An 18,790-nucleotide genomic window follows, 5' to 3' on the forward strand; every position below is an offset into this window, starting at 1 on the left:
CGGGGTGTGGCCGAAATCCCCCGGCCGTGCACCCGGCGGAGGCAACCCGTGGTAGCGGACTGTGCCCGTCTATGTTGTCCGGGTGACCAACCCGAACCTGCCCCCCGCCCTGTACCTGCCGACCGGCCCGGTCGACGTCGAAGCCGAAGGCGCGTCGATCGAGCTGCGCCGCACGCCCGACGGCCGCACCGCCCTGGTCGCGTTCACCGCGCTCGACCGGCTGATCGACTGCTGCGGCGAGCACCAGCCGTGGGTCCTGGTCAACACCGAGCACCTGCCGAAGGTGCACGCGGCGAACCCGTACGACGTCATCGTGCTCGACTCGCCGCTGCCCCAGGAGCTGCGCCACCACGTCTGAGCGTGGTTCAGCTCTCACTCAAGGGACTCCCGACGCCATATCCGTAGACTCCCCCGTACCGCGAGGGCGGTCAGCAATGCAGCTGTCGGGACGCAGGAGGTGCGGGGTGGCCGAGCAGGTCGGCGAATCCACCGGTGGTCCGGTGACCAAGATCCTGGTCGCCAACCGGGGCGAGATCGCGGTACGCGTGATCAGAGCCGCCAAGGACGCTGGGCTGGCCAGCGTGGCGGTGTACGCCGATCCGGACCGCGACGCACCCCACGTGCGCCTGGCCGACGAGGCGTTCGCGCTCGGCGGCACGACGGCCGCCGAGAGCTACCTGAACATCGAGAAGCTCCTCGACGCCGCCAAGCGCGCGGGCGCCGACTCGGTGCACCCGGGCTACGGCTTCCTGTCCGAGAACGCGGACTTCGCCCAGGCCGTCCTCGACGCCGGGCTGACCTGGATCGGGCCGAGCCCGCAGGCCATCCGCGACCTCGGCGACAAGGTCACCGCCCGCCACATCGCGACGCGCGCGGGCGCGCCGCTGGTGCCGGGCACCAAGGAACCGGTCAAGAACGCCGAGGAGATCGTCGCGTTCGCCGACGAGCACGGCCTGCCCGTGGCCATCAAGGCCGCGTTCGGCGGCGGTGGCCGGGGCCTCAAGGTCGCGCGCACCCGCGAAGAGATCCCCGAGCTGTTCGAGTCGGCCACCCGTGAGGCGGTCGCCGCGTTCGGCCGCGGCGAGTGCTTCGTCGAGCGCTACCTGGACAAGCCGCGCCACGTCGAGGCCCAGGTGCTGGCCGACATGCACGGCACGGCGATCGTCGTCGGCACCCGCGACTGCTCGCTGCAGCGCCGCCACCAGAAGCTCGTCGAGGAGGCGCCCGCGCCGTTCCTGAGCGACGAGCAGCGCAAGCGCATCCACGAGTCCGCGAAGGCGATCTGCAAGGAAGCCGGCTACTACGGCGCCGGCACGGTCGAGTACCTCGTCGCGACCGACGGCACGATCTCCTTCCTCGAGGTCAACACCCGGCTGCAGGTCGAGCACCCGGTTTCGGAGGAAACCACCGGGCTCGACCTCGTACGCGAGATGTTCCGCATCGCGCGTGGCGAAAAGCTGCGGATCACCGAAGACCCCGAGCCGCGCGGCCACTCGATCGAGTTCCGCATCAACGGCGAGGACGCCGGCCGCGGCTTCCTGCCCGCCCCGGGCACGGTGACGAAGTTCGTCGCGCCGAGCGGGCCGGGCGTGCGCGTCGACTCCGGCGTCGAGTCCGGCAGCGTGATCGGCGGGCAGTTCGACTCGATGCTGGCGAAGCTGATCGTCACCGGCTCCGACCGGAACAACGCCTTGGAGCGCAGCCGCCGGGCCCTGGCCGAGATGGTCGTCGAGGGCATGGCGACCGTGCTGCCGTTCGACCGCGTGATCGTCGACGACCCGGCGTTCATCGGCGACGAGAACGGCTTCAGCGTGCACACCCGCTGGATCGAGACCGAGTTCGACAACAAGATCGAGCCGTTCGTCGCGCCGGACGTCGAGACGCCCGAAGAGTCGCCGCGGCAGAACGTCGTCGTCGAGGTCGGCGGGCGCCGGCTCGAGGTGTCGCTGCCGGGCGGGTTCGCGCTCGAAGGCGGCGGCACCGGCGGTACCGCGGTCAAGGCCAAGCCGCGCAAGCGCGCCGGCGGGGGCAAGGCCGCGGTGAGCGGCGACGCCGTCACCGCGCCCATGCAGGGCACCATCGTCAAGGTCGCCGTCGAAGAGGGCCAGAGCGTCGAAGCCGGCGAGCTGATCGTCGTCCTCGAGGCGATGAAGATGGAGAACCCGGTCACCGCCCACAAAGCGGGCACGGTCACCGGCCTTTCGGTCGAGGTCGGCGCCGCCGTGACGCAGGGCACGCAGCTTCTCGAGATCAAGTAGCGCGGTTCGTTACAGATGTCGTGGTGGGCCGCCCCCGGGGCGGCCTACCATCGACTACGTGACCGAAGTCCCGTCTCCGCAGCTGCGGATCAGCGACCAGAACCGCGAGTCCGCGCTGTCCGCGCTCGGTGAGCACATGAGCGCGGGGCGGATCGACATCGACGAATACGGCGAGCGCTCGGCGCGGATCACCGCGGCCAAGACGCGCGGCGAGCTCGTCGATGTCTTCGCGGACCTGCCCGCGCCGCACCCCCAGTACGAAGACGTCCAGCAAGCCGTCGCGCCGGCCCCGGAAGCCGCCCCGGCCCCGCGGCCGCCGAACCGGCCGGACGGCTGGTCCGGCGGGCAGCGGTTCGTCGCCGCGTTCCTCCCGCTGATCTGGATCGCGACCATCGCCCTGATCGCGACCGGCGTCGTGCACGGCACGCTGATCCTCGTCCCGATCGGGCTGAGCATCTTCGGCCGGGCGATGTGGGGCCACGGCGGCGGCCACCACGACCGCCACGACCGGCACCTGCGCGACCGGGAGCGCCGGCGCGAGCTGCGCGACTCCTACCGCGACCACCGGCGCGGCTTGGACCGCTGAGCCCGCCGTGAGCGACATGCGGCTGAGCGACGCCGAACGCCAGGACGCCCTGGACGTCCTCGAAGAGCACGTCCGCAGCGGACGGCTCGACATCGACGAGTACGGCACCCGCTCCGCGAAGGTCACCGCGGCCAAGCGGGTCAGCGAGCTCGTCCCGCTGTTCGACGACCTGCCGTCGCCGCGGCCGAGCGCCCTGCTCACCGGGGCCACCGCGCCCCAGGTTCCGGTGATGTCCGGCGAGAGCCCGCTGGTGACCTTCCTGCAGCGCGGCGCGGTCCCGATCGCGATCGTCCTGGCGATCGTGGTGCTCGTCCTGTCCCGCGGCCGGCTGCTGATCGTCTCGGTCGCGCTGCCGCTGGTGATCGCGATGCTCGCGGGAGGAGCCCGCCGTCGCCGTTGAGCCTGCGGGAGTCGGCCCGTGATGGGCGTGGTCCCGGGCGCGCTGGACGCCCGGGGCGAACGGCGGGCGGGCCCGGTCTTCACCGGGGTCGGCCTGGCCGCGCTCGCCGCGTGCGTGATCTGGGGACCCGGGATCCAGGGCGCCACGGTGGTCGTCGTCGTGCTGACGGCGGTGTGGGTGCCGCTGCTGGTCCCGCTGTTCCCGCACCGGCGGACGCACCCGTGGCTCGCCGCGGGCTACTACGCCGGGGTGCTCGCGGCGGCGACGGTGCTGGTGACCCGCGACGACACGTTCATGGGCTTCGCGTCCTTCGGCTACCCGCTCGCCTTCGTGCTCTTCCCGGCGCGCTGGGGGTTCTTCGCGGTGGCCGCGACCGCGACCCTGCCGCTGCTGGCCGCGAACTCGGATTCGCCGAGCCCGACGTGGGTGCTGGTCCTGTCGATGGCCGGCCCGCTGCTGTACGCGGCGTGGTTCGTCGGGGTGGAGAGCGAGCAGCGGCGGAAGGCGAGCGTCCGGCTGGAAGCCGCGTTGGCGGAGAACGCGAGCCTGCACGCGCAGCTGGTGGCGCGGGCGCGGGAAGCCGGCATCCTCGACGAGCGGCAGCGGCTGGCCGGCGAAATCCACGACACGCTCGCCCAGGGCCTGACCGGGATCGTCACGCAGCTGGAGGCCGCCGACGGCCCCGACCGCGACCGGCGGCTGGCACTGGTGCGGGAGCTGGCCCGCGACAGCCTCGGCGAAGCGCGTCGCGCGGTCCAGGCGCTGCGGCCGGAGCCCTTGGACGCGGCCCAGCTGCCGGAAGCGCTTTCCGAACTGGCCGCCCGGGTCGCCGAGACGTCCGGCGTCGCGGTCCGCGTCGAGACGACCGGCGAGGCCCGGCGCCTGCTGCCCGAGCTGGAGGTGACGCTCTACCGCGTCGCCCAGGAGGCGCTGGCGAACGCGGAGAAGCACGCGAAGGCGTCCCGGATCGGGCTGACCCTGTCCTATTCGGACGGTCTGGTCCTGCTCGACGTCGTCGACGACGGCGTGGGCTTCCGCCCCGGCGACCGCGGCGACGGCACCGGCTTCGGCCTGGAGGCCATGCGCCGGCGCGTCCAGCGGGTGGCGGGGACGCTGACCGTGGAGAGCACCCCGGGCGACGGCACCGCCGTGAGCGCCCAGGTGCCGGCCCTCTGAGATTGGTCCGTTCGCGGGACAACCGGTTCCCCCTGCCGGACGTGGTGGTCGTGCAGGTCGGGGGAAAGGGAGACATCCATGAAGAAGACGTGGTTGCGGGCGGGGGCGATCGCCACCGTGGCGATCGCCGTCACCGCGCTGGGGGCCCCGGCGGACGCCGCGGCGATCCGCATCCCGTGGCGGCCGACGATCCTGCCGCTGCCGCCCGGCGCGACCTCGGGGAACATCACCGGGTCGGACGGCAAGGGCGAGTACACCGGCACGTTCACGGTCAACGGCGTGACGCAGGCCGTGAGCTGGCGCAACGGGCAGCCGTTCTTGCGTGGCGTACCCAGCGGGTTCGAGCGGGTGGACGCCAACGACGAAAACTCGTCCGGCGTCGTGGTCGGCACGATCCACGACTACGAGACCTTCACCAGCCGGACCTACACCCTGGACGCGTCGGGCTACCACATCAAGGACAACCCGGCGGGCTACCAGGAGGTGACCGGCGTCGCGATCAACACGCGCGGCGACGTGCTGGGCGAGGCCTACCAGCCCAAGGTGGGCAGTGCCATCGTCCTGTGGCGGGCCGACGGCAGCGCACCGGTGGTCATTCCGGAGACGGGGGACGTTTCGAACCCGCGCGACCTGGACGACGACGGCACGATCCTGCTGGACTCGGGTGTCGGCTCGGCGCTGTGGAAGGACGGCGTCCTGCGGTACCTGTCGCCGAGCCCGGCCGTGCAGGCCGAGGGGTCCGCGATCCGCAACGGGGTCGTCGTCGGGTGGCGCACAGGCCAGGCGGCCCGGTGGTCCACGCCGGACGGGTGGGTCGGCCTGGAGGGCGGCGGGGTCGCGACGAGCATCAACAAGGCCGGGTTGACCGTGGGCCTGGTGCCGACGCCCTCGGGACCGCAGATCTACGGCAACGCGACGGTGTGGCGCGGCACGGTCCCGGGCGTGGTCCAGGGCCCCAGTGGCTATTCGACGTTCCGGGCCGAGGTCGCGGCCGACGACGGCACGCTCGCGGGCTACGCGTCGAACGACGCGACACCCAGCAGCGGGGTGCCGGTGATCTGGCGCCTGACACCGTGAAACCGGCTTGATCGCCGGGCCGGGAGCGACGTGCTCCCGGCCTGGCTAGGCTGGGTGGAGTGGAACCGGTGGAGATCAACGCGGGCACGTACTACCTGCGCCAGCTGCGTGCCGACCGGCACCTCGACGACCGACCGCTGCTGATGGAGGCGTTCGCCGACCCGACGCACCGCAAGTACGTGCTGAACTACCGCTTGCGCACGCTCGACGAGGCCACGGAGTACGTCGCGCTGCGGGCGGCCCAGTGGGCGGGCGACGAGCGTTGCTCGTGGGCGATCGCGGAACCGACGTCGGGCCGGCTGCTGGGCGAGGTGGGGCTGCGTGAGCTGAACCTGGACGCGAACTACGCCGAGGCGACGATCTGGGTCCACCCGGCCGAGCGCGGCAAGGGCATCGCGACCACGGCGTTGAACGCGGCGTTGCGCTTCGGGTTCGGCGGCCTGGGGCTGACCGAGGTGACCTACCGCTACGAGGAGAGCAACGCGGCCTCGGCGATCGTGGCCGAGCGCTGCGGGTTCACGCTGGTGGGCCCGGAGGCCGAGCGGGCGCCGACCGGTGAGCGGCTGATCCGCTGGCACCGGACCTCCTGACCCTCCTGACCGCCGCTCAGCTCACCGGCTCCACGATGCCCGCGCGGGCCTCCGGGGCCGCCGACCGCAGGGCGTCCGCCGCTTCGTCGCTCGGCTGGGACTGCGACTCCCGCTCCGCCTCGACCCGCGCGTTGTAGACCTCGATCTCGCGCTTCACCGTTTCGGGTGACCAGCCGAGGACTTCACCCACCAGGGTCGCCACCTGCTCGGCGCAGTCGACGCCGCGGTGGGCGTACTCGATCGAAATGCGCGTCCGGCGGGCCAGGACGTCCTCCAGGTGCAGCGCCCCCTCGTGCGAAGCCGCGTACACCACCTCGACGCCCAGGTAGTCCGGTGCGTGCTCGATCGGCTTGAGCAGCTCCGGCCGGCCGTTCGCCGTCGCCAGGACCTCGTTGACCAGCGAGCCGTAGCGGTCCAGCAGGTGCCGCACCCGGTAGGGGTGCAGGCCGTGCTCGGCGGCCAGGTGGTCGGCCTGGTTGACGAGCGCGTGGTAGCCGTCGGCGCCCAGCAGGGGGACCTTGTCCGTGATCGACGGCTGCGAGCGGCCTGGCAGGTCCACCGCCGCCGCGTCGACGGCGTCCGCCGCCATCACCCGGTACGTCGTGTACTTGCCGCCCGCGATCGCGACCAGGCCCGGGGCCACCCGCGCCACCGCGTGCTCGCGCGAAAGCTTCGACGTTTCTTCGCTCTCCCCCGCCAGCAGCGGGCGAAGGCCCGCGTACACGCCTTCGATGTCGTCGTGCGTCAGCGGCGTCGCCAGGACGCTGTTGACGTGCTCCAGCAGGTAGTCGATGTCGTGCTTCGTCGCCGCCGGGTGCGCCAGGTCGAGGTTCCAGTCCGTGTCCGTCGTGCCCACGATCCAGTGGTTGCGCCACGGGATCACGAACAGCACCGACTTCTCGGTGCGCAGGATCATCCCCGACTCCGAGACGATCCGGTCGCGCGGCACGACGATGTGCACGCCCTTGCTCGCCCGCACGCGGAACCGCCCGCGCCCACCGGACAGGCGCTGCAGCTCGTCGGTCCAGACGCCGGTGCAGTTGATCACCGCGGCCGCCGAGATCTCCGTCTCGCGGCCGTCCTCGACGTCGCGCACGCGCACGCCGGACACCCGGTCGGCCTCGCGCAGGAAGCCGACGACCTGGGTCGACGTCCGCACGACCGCGCCGTAGTGCGCCGCCGTCCGGGCCACCGTCATGGTGTGGCGGGCGTCGTCGGACTGCGCGTCGTAGTAGCGGATCCCGCCGATCAGGGCCGATCGCTTGAGCGCGGGCACCATCCGCAGCGCGCCCGCGCGGGTCAGGTGCTTCTGGCCCGGGACGCTGCGGGCGCCGCCCATCGTGTCGTACATCAGCAGGCCGGCCGCGGTGTACGGCCGTTCCCACACGCGGCGGGTCAGCGGGTAGAGGAAGCTGACCGGCTTGACGAGGTGCGGGGCGATGGTCGTCAACATCAGCTCGCGCTCGCGAAGCGCTTCCCGGACCAGGCCGAACTCGAGCTGCTCCAGGTAGCGCAGACCGCCGTGGAACAGCTTGCTCGACCGGCTCGACGTCCCCGAGGCGAGATCCCGGGCTTCGACCAGCGCGACCCGCAGCCCGCGCGTCGCGGCGTCGAGCGCCGTGCCCGCGCCGACCACGCCGCCGCCGATGACGACGAGGTCGAACGTCTCGTTGCCGAGCCGCTGCCAGGTCTCTTCCCGCTTGGCCGGGCCCAGTCGAGCCGGGTTCGTCTCCGCTGCGTACTGCGCCACGTGACATTCCTCCTCGTGCCGGCGAAGGCTTCCAGCATCGCACGACCTGGTGATCCTCCGCCCGTCCACGGATGACACGTGTGGCGTAACCCTCCGCGATCTTGAAAAGATTCGGCTGGCCGGTGCTTGGAATCCGCTTCTACGCCCCGGTAACGTCGCGCGAACGTGGGTCGGCAACGGTGCCGTGGCACGCCGTGATCGACCCTGCGCAGAGTGTCCAGTGTGGAGGTGCAGCGGTGAGTGCTGGGGCAATAATCGTCTGGGAACTACTGGGAACGGCCGCGCTGATCCTGCTCGGCAACGGTGTGGTCGCCAACCACGTGCTCCGCAAGAACAACGGGCACCAAGCAGGCTTCCTGTTCATCAACTTCGGCTGGGCGTTCGCCGTCTTCACCGGCGCCAGCATCGCCGCCCCGAGCGGGGCCCACCTCAACCCGGCCGTGACGCTGGGCCTCGCGATCGCGGACAAGACCCCGTGGAAGGACGTGCCCTTCTACTTCATCGGGCAGTTCGCCGGCGCGATCATCGGCGCCGTGCTCTGCTGGGCCGCCTACAAGCTCCAGTTCGACGACCACCCCGAGCCCGAGAACACGCTCGGCATCTTCTCCACCGCACCGCAGATCCCCAACACCGCCTGGAACCTCGTCACCGAAATCATCGGCACGTTCGTGCTGGTGGCCTGGATCCTGCTCAGCCCGGTCTACGCGGCGAGCGACGGCGGCACCCCGAACTTCGGCAACTCCGCACTCGGCTACGCGGGCGTGTCGTTCGTCGTGCTCGTGATCGGTACTTCGCTCGGCGGGCCGACGGGCTACGCCATCAACCCGGCGCGCGACCTCGGTCCGCGCATCGCGTACGCGTTCCTGCTGCCGATCAAGAACAAGGCGAACGCCAACTGGGGCTACTCGTGGATCCCGGTCGTCGGCCCGCTGGTCGGTGGCGCGCTCGCCTCGCTGGTCTACCTCCTCGTCCACAACCTGAAGTGATCGCCCGTCCGAAAAGAATTCCTGGAGCACACATGACTTCGTACGTAGCCGCGATCGACCAGGGCACCACCTCGACCCGGTGCATGATCTTCAACCACGAGGGCCGCGTGGTCTCGGTCGACCAGCGCGAGCACGAGCAGATCTTCCCGAAGGCGGGCTGGGTCGAGCACAACGCCGAGGAGATCTGGGAGAACACGCGCCGGGTCGCCGCGGGCGCGCTCGCCAAGGCCGACCTGACCGCCAAGGACATCGCGGCCGTCGGCATCACCAACCAGCGCGAAACCGCGCTCGTCTGGGACAAGAACACCGGCAAGCCGGTGTACAACGCGATCGTCTGGCAGGACACCCGCACCGACCGGATCGTCACCGAGCTCGGCAACCTCGGCGGCGGCCAGGAGCGCTACCGCGAAAAGGTCGGCTTGCCGCTCGCGACGTACTTCTCGGGGCCGAAGATCAAGTGGATCCTCGACAACGTCGACGGCGCGCGCGAGAAGGCCGAAGCCGGTGACCTGATCTTCGGCAACATGGACACCTGGGTGCTGTGGAACATGACGGGCGGCGCCGACGGCGGCGTGCACGTCACCGACCCGACGAACGCGTCGCGCACGATGCTGATGGACCTCGACACCCTGCAGTGGGACGAGGGCATCGCCGGCGAGATGGGCATCCCGCTGTCGATGCTGCCGGAGATCCGGTCGTCGTCCGAGGAGTACGGCAAGGTCCGCGAGAAGGGCGCGCTGGCCGGGGTGCCGATCGCGGGCATCCTGGGCGACCAGCAGGCCGCGACGTTCGGCCAGGCCTGCCTTTCGCCCGGCGAGGCCAAGAACACCTACGGCACCGGCAACTTCATGCTGCTCAACACCGGCACCGAGAAGGTGATGTCGCAGAACGGGCTGCTCACGACGGTCTGCTACAAGATCGGCTCGAACGACACGGTGTACGCGCTGGAGGGTTCCATCGCGGTGACCGGTTCGCTGGTGCAGTGGCTGCGCGACAACCTGGGCATGATCACGACGGCGGCCGAGATCGAGGACCACGCGCGCAGCGTCGAGGACAACGGCGGCGCGTACTTCGTCCCGGCGTTCTCGGGGTTGTTCGCACCGTACTGGCGTTCGGACGCCCGCGGCGCGATCGTCGGGCTCACCCGGTTCGTCAACAAGGGCCACCTGGCCCGCGCGGTCCTGGAGGCGACGGCGTTCCAGTCCCGCGAGGTGATCGACGCGATGAACGCCGACTCGGGCGTCCCGCTGAAGTCCCTGAAGGTGGACGGCGGCATGGTGGTCAACGAGCTGCTGATGCAGTTCCAGGCCGACATCCTGGGCGTCCCGGTGATCCGCCCGGTGGTGAACGAGACAACGGCCCTGGGCGCGGCGTACGCGGCGGGTCTGGCGGTCGGGTTCTGGAAGTCGGAGGACGACATCCGCAACAACTGGGCCCAGGACAAGCAGTGGGACCCGTCGATGGACGACGCCCGTCGCGAGCGCGAGTACCGCAACTGGAAGAAGGCGGTGACGAAGACGTTCGACTGGGTGGAGGACGAGGACTGAAGGACGGCGGGCCGGGGGCGCTGAGCGCTTCCGGCCCGCTGGTTCGACGGAGGCCACGCAGGTGACCGGCGCGCGGGCGCCCGCAGGTAGGCCCGCGCGGTCACGCACAGGGCCCGCCGCGCGGCAAGCAGCCGGCGACCGCGCCGGGAGGGGCAGCTGGCGCAACCGCGCCGAGATGGCCGGGCGGTCGGGGAGGTCCGCCGAAGGAGAGATCCGGCGCGGGAGCGCCGCGGCGGCTCGGCCGGCGAGCGACCGGGAGCGCCGCGCAATCAGCAGGCCTCCCAACAGCCCGCCCCTCCGGCCCGGCCGGCCCTCCCCAACCGGCCCGAACCTCCTCAGTCCTCCCAGCCCTCCGGCTTCCCGGACTGCTCATTGGGCGCGATGACCAAGAACGGCACCCCCTGGTCGTCCATCACCCGCACCTGCCGCCCGTACGGCGAATCGAACGGCTGGTCCAGCACGCGCCCGCCCAGCTCGGTCACCCGAGCCGCGCTCGCGTCCGCGTCCGCCACCGAGAAGTACGCCGACCAGTTCGACGGCACCTCCGCCGGTACCGAGTCCGGCAGCGCGCCGAGGCCGCCGACCGGGCGGCCGTCGATCAGCAGCACCGCGTACGTGAAGTCGTCGTTCGACAGGTCCTGGAAGCCGTAGCCGAACACCTGCTCGTAGAACGCCTTCGCCGCCGGGTAGTCGCGGCTCATGCACTCGTTCCACGCCAGCGTGCCCGGGGCCGCCGTGACCTGGGTGCCCAGGTGGTGGCCCGGTTCCCACAGCCCGAACACCGCGCCCGCCGGGTCGGCCGCCACCGCCATCCGGCCTTCCTTCATCACTTCCATCACCGGCATCACCAGCTGGCCACCCGCCTCGGTGATCGCCGCCGCGGTCTTGTCCACGTCGGACACCGACAGGTACGTCGTCCACACCGGAGGCATCTCCTGGCCCGGCGGGATCTGGCCGATCCCGGCGACCGGCCGGCCGCGCAGCTGCGCCATGCCGTAGAAGCCGGTCTCCTCACCGCCCGTCTGCACGTCCCAGCCGAACAGCCCGCTGTAGAACGCCACCGCTTTCGCTTGGTCGGGCACCATCAGGTCCACCCAGCTGGGCGTGCCGTCTGGCCACCGCTCGTCCCGGAACAACATCTCCGCTCCCAACCCTCGTCTGCGCCGCCTCGGGTGACGGCCGACACAGTCTGGCACCCACCACCGACAAAACCAGGGCCGAAGGACTCTCAACGCCCGATGAGGTGGGCGTACACCACGATGTTGTCGACGTAGTTGTGCGCGCCGCGGTCGAAGACACCGCCGCAGGTGATCAGCCGCAGCTCGGGACCGGGGGTGTCGTCGTAGACACCCTCCTTTTCGAACTCCTGCTTCGGCACCTGGTGCACCTTCGTCACCTCGAACAGCGCGGTCGTGCCGTCCTTGCGCGCGATCGAGACGCGGTCGCCCGCGGTCAGCTCCTTGAGCCGGTAGAAGATGCCCTTCTGGTGGTTGCCGTCGACGTGCCCGAGGACGACGGCCGGGCCGACTTCGCCCGGCGTCGGCGCGTACGTGTACCAGCCCGCCTGCAGCGGGGTGGTCACCGGCGGCACCTGGATCGTGTTGTCCGCGTTGACGCCCAGCGGGACCAGCGTCGAGTGCGCGGCGATCTTCGGGATGTCGATCGAAACCGGGTCGGACTTCGGCAACGCGGCGACGGCGTCGGCGGCGGAAGCGGAAGCGGGCTCCGGGTCGACCGCGACCGGCCTCGCGGGCGGCGGCTGCGCGGTGGACGGCTCGGGGCCGCCGCCGAGCGTCAGCGCCAGCACCACCAACGCGGCCAGCAGCGCCACGATCAGCGCGATCAGGTACCCCCGCCTGCGGGTGGTCCTCGTGGTCATGTGCTCCCCCTTCCCGCGGGTTTACACGTCCGGGCGACCCCGATCGGGGGTCGCCCGGACGCTACCCCCACTCCCCCTCCCCGGGTCAGCGGCGCCGGGCCCGCTTGGCCAGCACGAGACCACCGCCGCCGACCGCGAGCACGCCCATGGCGGCCGCGGCCGCGAGCGGCGTGCCGGAGTCGTCGACGGGGCCGTCCGTGCCGCCGGTCTGCGGCGCTCCCGCCGGTACCTTGGTGACCTGCTTGGCACCCGGCGCCTTGGCGGCCACGCGGTCCACGGCGAACGCCACGTCGACGAAGGTGTCGGGGCGACCGTCCCGCGGGTGGCAGCGCAGGTCGACGGGGTACTCGCCGGCGCGGACGTCGCGCACGGTCCCGACGTAGGCCCGGACCGAGCCGTTCGGGCCGGTCCCGGTCGCGAAGGCGTCGACCGCTCTGGAGGTCACATACGCCTCGCCGTCGCACTCGGCGGTGATCCGAAGCTCCGTGCCGGGCACGCCGTGGCGCGGGGTGATCGTGAGCTTGGGAGCAGCCGGCTTGGCGGTGGTGCCCGGCGCGGGGGTCGCGCTCGTGCTCGGCGCGGTGCTCGCGAGCGCCGCGCCGGGCGCGAGGGCGAGGAAGGCCACGGCGATGCCCGCGACGACAGCGGTGTTCTTCATTCTTTTCTCCCCTGGTGAATGATTGGACAAAGCATTTCCGCGAGCCCCGGTCGCAGTTGCCCCCGCCTCGACTTCGCCCGCTTGCTTATGTACCCCAAGACGTCTCCACCTGCGGAAGGTTGCGCCCGAAGGTCACGAAAAAGTCGCGAAATCGTCCGGCGGGAACAGAAGAAAAAACCACCCCGGAGCGTGGCTCCGAGGTGGTTCCGGGGTGATGCGGTTTCAGCCGGCCATGCTGCCGTCGCCGGCTTTCGCGGCGCCGGAAGGCACCTTGGAAACCTGCGGCGCGGGCACGGTGAACTGCGTGCTGTACGTCTGGCTCCCGCAGGTGACGGTCAGCGGGTACGTCCCGGCCGCGGTGCCCGGCTTGAGCGCGGCGTCCGCGCTGATGTTCGCGTCGGCGCCCATGAACGGGCCCGGCGTGTAGTTGGAGAACGTCAGCGCCGGCGAGGAGAACGCCGGCGAAGCGCCTTCGCACTTGGCGAGCGCGACGTTCGGCGCGTCCCGGACGTACTTGTCCACGAGCGTCTGGTTGATCGCGGTGTTGACGTTGAGCTGGACGCTGCCCTTGGCCGGAGCGCCACTCGGCGCCGGGGTCGTGCTCTGCTGCGCCGAGGCGGGGCCCGCCAGGGAAGTCGCCCCGATCACCGCTGCCACAACGAAAACCACCGTCTTGCGCACCTATCGCACCCTTCGCGTCCTTCAGCCGTACAACCGACAAGACGCGACGGGGCGCGACGGGTTGCCTACTGATCTAGTCCAAATCGTCGTGGCGCATGAGCTGGCGCCCGGCCTCGGTGATCGAGCCCGAGAGCGAAGGGTAGACCGAGAACGTCAGTGCCAGGTGGTCCACCGTGAGCTGGTTCTGGACGGCGAGCGCGATGGGGAGGATGAGCTCACTCGCCTGCGGCGCCACGACGACACCACCGACGACCACGCCGGTAGCCGGGCGGCAGAACAGCTTCACGAAGCCTCGGCGGAGGCCCTCCATCTTCGCGCGCGCGTTGGTGGCCAGCGGCAGCATGATGGTGCGCGCGGGCACCTCGCCGGAGTCGATCGCCTGCTGGCTGATGCCGACGGTGGCGATCTCCGGGTGGGTGAACACGTTGGCGGCGACGGTCTTGAGCTTGATCGGCGCGACGCCCTCGCCCAGCGCGTGCCACATCGCGATGCGGCCCTGCATGCTCGCAACCGAGGCGAGCATCAGCACGCCGGTGCAGTCGCCGGCGGCGTAGATCCCGGGCACGGTGGTGCGCGAAACGCGGTCGACGGTGATGAACCCGCCGGGGCCGGGCGAGATGCCGACCTTGTCGAGGCCGATGTCCTTGGTGTTGGGGACCGATCCAACGGTCATCAGCGCGTGGCTGGCTTCGATCACGCGGCCGTCGGCGAGGAAGATCTCGACGCCCTTTTCGGTGCGCTCGACGCGGTCGGCGCGCGCCTGCTTCGCGACGGTCGTACCGCGCTGCGAGAAGACCTCCTCGAGCACCGCGGCGGCGTCGGCGTCCTCGTGCGGGAGGACGCGGTCGCGGCTGGAGACGACGGTGACCTTGACGCCCATCTCGGTGTAGGCGGACGCGAACTCGGCGCCGGTGACGCCCGAGCCGATCACGGCGAGGTGCTCCGGCAGCTCCTGGAGCTCGTAGAGCTGGCGCCAGTCGAGGATGCGCTCGCCGTCGGGCACCGCGCCGGGCAGGACGCGCGGGGTGGCCCCGGTGGCGATCAGGACGACGTCGGCGGGCAGCTTCTCGGTGCCCTCGGACGTCGTGACGGCGACCTTGTGGGTCGCGAGGCCGGGCTCTTCGTCGCAGAAGCGGGCTTCGCCGATGACGACGCGGACGCCTTCGCGCTGGACGCGGGCGCGGATGTCGGCGGACTGGGCCAGCGCGAGGCCCTTCACCCGGCCGTGCACGGTCGGGAGGTCGACGCTGGTGTCGGCCAGGTCGGTGTTGATGCCGAGCTCGCCGAGGTCGTGCATCTTGGCCAGCGCGCCGGAGCTGGCGATGAACGTCTTCGAAGGGACGCAGTCGTAGAGGACGCAGGCGCCGCCCAGGCCGTCCCGCTCGACGATCGTGACGTCGGCTCCGTGCTGAGCCGCGACCAGCGCGGCTTCGTAGCCGGCCGGGCCCCCGCCCATGATCACGATCCTGGTCACCTGGGTCCTCCTCAAGGCTGTCCGTGCGGTGCTCTCACCGTACGCGGCGAAGGTGACCGGACACTGAAGTGGGCGAACACGGCGAGTGCGTCCACTCGGGTCAGCCAGGTGTCGCTACGCTGTCGGGCGTGCCGTTGTATGCCGCGTACGGATCGAACATGGAGCCCGCCCAGATGCTGGAGCGCGCGCCGCACTCTCCGATGGCCGGCACCGGCTGGCTGGAGGGGTGGCGCCTGACCTTCGGCGGCGAGGACCTCGGGTGGGAAGGCGCCCTGGCGACGATCGTCGAGGACCCTGCTTCCCGGGTCTTCGTCGTGTTGTACGACGTGACGCCGCTGGACGAGACCGGGCTGGACCGCTGGGAAGGCGGCGAGCTCGGGATCCACTCGAAGATCCGGCTGCGGGTCCAGACGATGGACGGCTCGGCGCTGGCCTGGCTGTACGTCCTGGACGCCTACGAGGGCGGCCTGCCCTCGGCCCGCTACCTGGGGGTCCTGGCCGACGCCGCGGAGGCCGCCGGAGCGCCCGCCGACTACGTCGACGACCTGCGGACCCGCCCCTGTTCGGGCATCACCGGCTGACTCCACACCCTGTGGACAACTCGGCCGCCTGAGCGCTACCACGGCCCGCTGCCGGCCCGCACCGGCACCCCCGCGTCCACGTGACCCCGGACTGTCGCGCCCATTTTTCCCTGCCCCCACGCGAACCCGATTCACGTTGTCGCACAAGGAAAAGCGCAGGTAGACCGGGCTCCCGGAGCCAGGCCGTCGTCCAGTTTGCCGCCATGATCGCGGGCACGCAAAACGGCCCTCCCCCGATCAGGGGAAGGGCCATTTCACGGCCTGTGGACAACTGGGAAAAGCTGTGGACAACTCCGCTCAGGCGAGGGAGGTCAAAGCGGTGTGGACCAGGGTCCGGACCCCGCAGAGCAGGGCTCGCTCGTCGAGGACGAACGTGGGGCGGTGAATGTCGGACTGGGGGTCCGGCGCACCGGGCCAGACACCCAATCGGGCGAAAGCGCCTTGGACGTGCTCCAGGTACCAGCCGAAGTCCTCGCCGCCGGAGGACTGCTCCGTCGGCGCGACCGCGCCCTCGCCCAGCGCCGCTTCCGCGCCCGCGCGCATCAGGGCCGTCGAGTCCGCGTCGGACACCACCGGCGGGACCCCGCGGCGGTAGTCCAGCGAGAAGCCGACGCCCAAGGGCGCCAGCAGCGACTCCACCGACGACGCCACCAGCGGCTCCAGCGCCGTCCAGACCTCGTGGTCCGCGGTGCGCAGGGTGCCGCGCAGGACGCCGTCCTGCGGGACGGCGTTGGCCGCCTGGCCCGCGTGGACCGCGCCCCACACCAGGACCGTGCCCGAGCGCGGGTCGACCCGCCGCGAGAGCAGCGCGGGCAGCCCGGTGATCACCGAGCCCAGCGCGTGGACCAGGTCGGCCGTCAGGTGCGGCCGGGACGTGTGCCCGCCCGGCGAGGTCAGGCGCAGCTCGATCAGGTCCGCGGCCGACGTCAGGGCGCCGACGCGCATGCCGATCTTGCCGACCTCGAGCCGCGGGTCGACGTGCAGGCCGTAGATCCGCTCGACGCCGTCCAGCGCGCCGGCCGCGATCATGTCCAGCGCGCCGCCGGGCATGACCTCCTCGGCGTGCTGGAAGACCAGCCGGACGCGGCCGGGCAGCTCCGGCGCGCCGGCCAGCGCGCGGGCCGCGCCCAGCAGGATCGCCGTGTGGGCGTCGTGGCCGCACATGTGGGCCGCGCCTTCGACGGTCGACGCGTAGGGCAGCCCGGTCGCCTCGGTGAGCGGCAGCGCGTCCATGTCCGCGCGCAGCGCCACGCACCGCTCGCCGCTGCCGATGTCGCAGACGACGCCGGTGCCGCCGGGCAGCACCCACGGCTTGAGCCCGACCGAGCGCAGCAGCGTGACGACCAGTTCCGTGGTCGCGAACTCGTGGCGTGACAGCTCCGGGTGCGCGTGGATGTGCCGGCGCCAGGCGAGCACGTCGGTCGCGTTGGCGCGCAGCCAGTCGTCGAGCCAGAACGGGCCGCGGCCCGCACCAAGGTCCTCCACGGGAGCCATGCTTACGCCCGCTTCGGAAATGAGCGCCTCGGACCCCTCCATGGGGTTGATGATGCGCCCATGGGGGTCGCCTGGAACGTCCGGTCGTGAGTCCAACACCGTCACGCCGCACCTCCTCCCGCAACACGGGTAACCCGGGCAGCGGCTGGGGTCACGCAACGTGCCGATCGATCTGTCGTACGCATTTGCAGACGATCGTGCACCATGCAGGCGGCAACGCGCGCCTCGAAAACGGCCGTCCTAGATGGCCGGTACCGGATCTGCGTTGAACGGCGTGCAGTACTTCGGCACACCCGAACGCGTCAGGAGCTCTTCGCCTTCTTCGAACGGATCCGCCGGCCCCAGATCACGATGCCGAGCAAAGCGACGGCGACCACGCCCGCGATCAGCTTGTTCTTCGTCTTCTCGCTGTTCGCCTTGTCGGTCTGGGCCGGGTCGAGGACCGGACCGGGCGGCTGGGTCTGCGCCAGGACCGGCGCGGCGGGCGCGTGCGCCACCGCCACGGCCACCGTGTCGTGGGAACGCACCGGTCCGGCGTACGCCGGCGACGCGGTGAACAGCACCGCGCCCAGCACGCCGGCCAGGACCAGACCCCGCAGCTTCGCCATGTCATCCCTTCGCCTCGACCAGGCATTCTCCCGCGGAACGCCCGGCGCGTCAGCCCCCACGCGGTGGACCGAACGCGTCGAGGATCCGCTGAGCACCGAGGGTAGCCGTCAGCTCACCGTCCCGCACCGCCCGTTCGACGTCGGGAACGACCGTTCGCACGTCCGGATGCGCCGCCAGGCGACTCAGCAGCTGTTCGCGCACCATCGCCCACGTCCAGTCGACCTGCTGCTGCCGGCGGCGCGCGTCGAGCTCGCCGGACGCCGTGAGCGTCTCGCGGTGCCGCTCGATCGCGCCCCAGACCTCGTCCAGCCGCAGGTTGTGCAGGCCGCTGCAGGTGAGCACCGGCGGCGTCCACGACGCTTCGGGCCCGTAGATCATCCGCAGCGCGCCGGACAGCTCCCGCGCCGCCCGCTTGGCGTCCCGTTCGTGGTCGCCGTCGGCCTTGTTGACGGCGATGACGTCGGCGAGCTCCAGCACGCCCTTCTTGATGCCCTGCAGCTGGTCGCCGGTGCGCGCGAGCGTCAGGAACAGGAAGCAGTCGACCATGTTCGCGACGGTCACTTCGGACTGTCCCACCCCGACGGTCTCGACCAGAACGGTGTCGTAGCCGGCGGCTTCCATCAGCACGATCGTCTCGCGCGTCGCCCGCGCGACGCCGCCGAGCGTCCCGGAGGTCGGCGACGGGCGGATGAACGCCCGTTCGTCGACCGCCAGGCGCGCCATCCGGGTCTTGTCGCCGAGGATCGACCCGCCGGTGCGCGTCGAAGACGGGTCGACCGCCAGCACGGCGACGCGGTGCCCGGCCGCGGTCAGGTCGGTGCCCAGCTGGTCGATGAATGTCGACTTGCCGACACCGGGTACGCCGGTGATCCCGACGCGCCGCGCGCCGCCCGACGACGGCAGCAGCTCGACGAGCAGTTCCTGCGCCAGCGCCCGGTGGTCCTCCCGCTGCGACTCGACCAGCGTGATCGCCTTCGACAGCGTCCCGCGGTCGCCCGCCAGCACGCCCTTGGCGTAGGCGGTGACGTCGATCTTGCGCGGCAA

General features: G+C 71.4%; 19 protein-coding genes. 10 read left to right on the top strand and 9 right to left on the bottom strand.

The window, feature by feature from the left end:
* The first annotated feature begins 82 nt into the window (after positions 1-82).
* From ACIRSS_RS28925 to ACIRSS_RS28955, 7 genes are all read left to right on the top strand, one after another.
* Entirely contained in the window at positions 83-358 is a 276-nt protein-coding gene (locus ACIRSS_RS28925) for an SAV_915 family protein (RefSeq protein ID WP_400900319.1), read from the top strand.
* Positions 359-464: 106 nt separating this feature from the next.
* Positions 465-2,258, top strand: coding sequence for an acetyl/propionyl/methylcrotonyl-CoA carboxylase subunit alpha (locus ACIRSS_RS28930; protein WP_400900321.1), 1,794 nt, complete (start codon positions 465-467; stop codon positions 2,256-2,258).
* A 58-nt stretch (positions 2,259-2,316) separates the two neighbouring features.
* A complete protein-coding gene (locus ACIRSS_RS28935) occupies positions 2,317-2,844 on the top strand; it encodes a DUF1707 domain-containing protein (RefSeq protein ID WP_400900323.1) in 528 nt (175 codons plus the stop codon).
* Between the two features lie 7 nt (positions 2,845-2,851).
* On the top strand, positions 2,852-3,244 hold the full coding sequence (locus ACIRSS_RS28940) for a DUF1707 domain-containing protein (protein WP_400900325.1): 393 nt from the start codon (positions 2,852-2,854) through the stop codon (positions 3,242-3,244).
* A 21-nt stretch (positions 3,245-3,265) separates the two neighbouring features.
* Positions 3,266-4,420: a sensor histidine kinase gene (locus tag ACIRSS_RS28945; protein WP_400901900.1), complete on the top strand. Its 1,155-nt coding sequence runs from the start codon at positions 3,266-3,268 to the stop codon at positions 4,418-4,420.
* 78 nt (positions 4,421-4,498) lie between these two features.
* Entirely contained in the window at positions 4,499-5,497 is a 999-nt protein-coding gene (locus ACIRSS_RS28950; protein ID WP_400900327.1) for a hypothetical protein, read from the top strand.
* Between the two features lie 59 nt (positions 5,498-5,556).
* A complete protein-coding gene (locus ACIRSS_RS28955) occupies positions 5,557-6,087 on the top strand; it encodes a GNAT family N-acetyltransferase (RefSeq protein ID WP_400900329.1) in 531 nt (176 codons plus the stop codon).
* Positions 6,088-6,103: 16 nt separating this feature from the next.
* On the opposite strand, the gene ACIRSS_RS28960 is transcribed toward ACIRSS_RS28955, so the two are convergent.
* Positions 6,104-7,837 carry a glycerol-3-phosphate dehydrogenase/oxidase gene (locus ACIRSS_RS28960; RefSeq protein WP_400900331.1) on the bottom strand — a complete coding sequence of 578 codons (1,734 nt, stop codon included), beginning with the start codon at positions 7,835-7,837 and terminating at the stop codon, positions 6,104-6,106.
* A 236-nt stretch (positions 7,838-8,073) separates the two neighbouring features.
* Here ACIRSS_RS28960 and ACIRSS_RS28965 point away from each other — a divergent pair, with 236 nt between their 5' ends.
* The gene (locus ACIRSS_RS28965; protein ID WP_400900333.1) at positions 8,074-8,823 is read left to right on the top strand and encodes an MIP/aquaporin family protein; all 750 of its coding nucleotides are present in this window, start codon (positions 8,074-8,076) and stop codon (positions 8,821-8,823) included.
* A gap of 32 nt (positions 8,824-8,855) precedes the next feature.
* On the top strand, positions 8,856-10,370 hold the full coding sequence (glpK, locus tag ACIRSS_RS28970) for a glycerol kinase GlpK (protein WP_400900335.1): 1,515 nt from the start codon (positions 8,856-8,858) through the stop codon (positions 10,368-10,370).
* A 335-nt stretch (positions 10,371-10,705) separates the two neighbouring features.
* On the opposite strand, the gene ACIRSS_RS28975 is transcribed toward glpK, so the two are convergent.
* The 5 genes from ACIRSS_RS28975 to ACIRSS_RS28995 all read right to left on the bottom strand — a co-directional run bounded on the left by ACIRSS_RS28975 (position 10,706) and on the right by ACIRSS_RS28995 (position 15,062).
* Positions 10,706-11,509, bottom strand: a complete 804-nt coding sequence (locus tag ACIRSS_RS28975; protein ID WP_400900337.1) for a VOC family protein — start codon at positions 11,507-11,509, stop codon at positions 10,706-10,708.
* Positions 11,510-11,598: 89 nt separating this feature from the next.
* Positions 11,599-12,249, bottom strand: coding sequence for a class F sortase (locus ACIRSS_RS28980; protein WP_400900339.1), 651 nt, complete (start codon positions 12,247-12,249; stop codon positions 11,599-11,601).
* A gap of 85 nt (positions 12,250-12,334) precedes the next feature.
* Positions 12,335-12,907: a hypothetical protein gene (locus ACIRSS_RS28985; RefSeq protein WP_400900341.1), complete on the bottom strand. Its 573-nt coding sequence runs from the start codon at positions 12,905-12,907 to the stop codon at positions 12,335-12,337.
* 222 nt (positions 12,908-13,129) lie between these two features.
* Complete coding sequence (locus ACIRSS_RS28990) at positions 13,130-13,588, bottom strand: hypothetical protein (RefSeq protein ID WP_400900343.1); 459 nt, start codon at positions 13,586-13,588, stop codon at positions 13,130-13,132.
* 73 nt (positions 13,589-13,661) lie between these two features.
* Positions 13,662-15,062, bottom strand: a complete 1,401-nt coding sequence (locus ACIRSS_RS28995) for an NAD(P)H-quinone dehydrogenase (protein ID WP_400900345.1) — start codon at positions 15,060-15,062, stop codon at positions 13,662-13,664.
* Positions 15,063-15,190: 128 nt separating this feature from the next.
* On the opposite strand from ACIRSS_RS28995, the gene ACIRSS_RS29000 reads away from it, so the two are divergent.
* Positions 15,191-15,643 (top strand): gamma-glutamylcyclotransferase, encoded by a 453-nt coding sequence (locus tag ACIRSS_RS29000; RefSeq protein ID WP_400900347.1) that lies wholly within the window; start codon positions 15,191-15,193, stop codon positions 15,641-15,643.
* Between the two features lie 297 nt (positions 15,644-15,940).
* On the opposite strand, the gene ACIRSS_RS29005 is transcribed toward ACIRSS_RS29000, so the two are convergent.
* From ACIRSS_RS29005 to meaB, 3 genes are all read right to left on the bottom strand, one after another.
* Entirely contained in the window at positions 15,941-17,242 is a 1,302-nt protein-coding gene (locus ACIRSS_RS29005; protein ID WP_400900349.1) for an amidohydrolase, read from the bottom strand.
* Positions 17,243-17,439: 197 nt separating this feature from the next.
* Positions 17,440-17,745, bottom strand: coding sequence for a hypothetical protein (locus ACIRSS_RS29010; RefSeq protein ID WP_400900350.1), 306 nt, complete (start codon positions 17,743-17,745; stop codon positions 17,440-17,442).
* Between the two features lie 49 nt (positions 17,746-17,794).
* Positions 17,795-18,790: a methylmalonyl Co-A mutase-associated GTPase MeaB gene (gene meaB / locus ACIRSS_RS29015; protein ID WP_400900352.1), complete on the bottom strand. Its 996-nt coding sequence runs from the start codon at positions 18,788-18,790 to the stop codon at positions 17,795-17,797.

Source organism: Amycolatopsis sp. NPDC101161, assembly GCF_044768185.1.
Taxonomy (GTDB): Bacteria; Actinomycetota; Actinomycetes; order Mycobacteriales; family Pseudonocardiaceae; genus Amycolatopsis.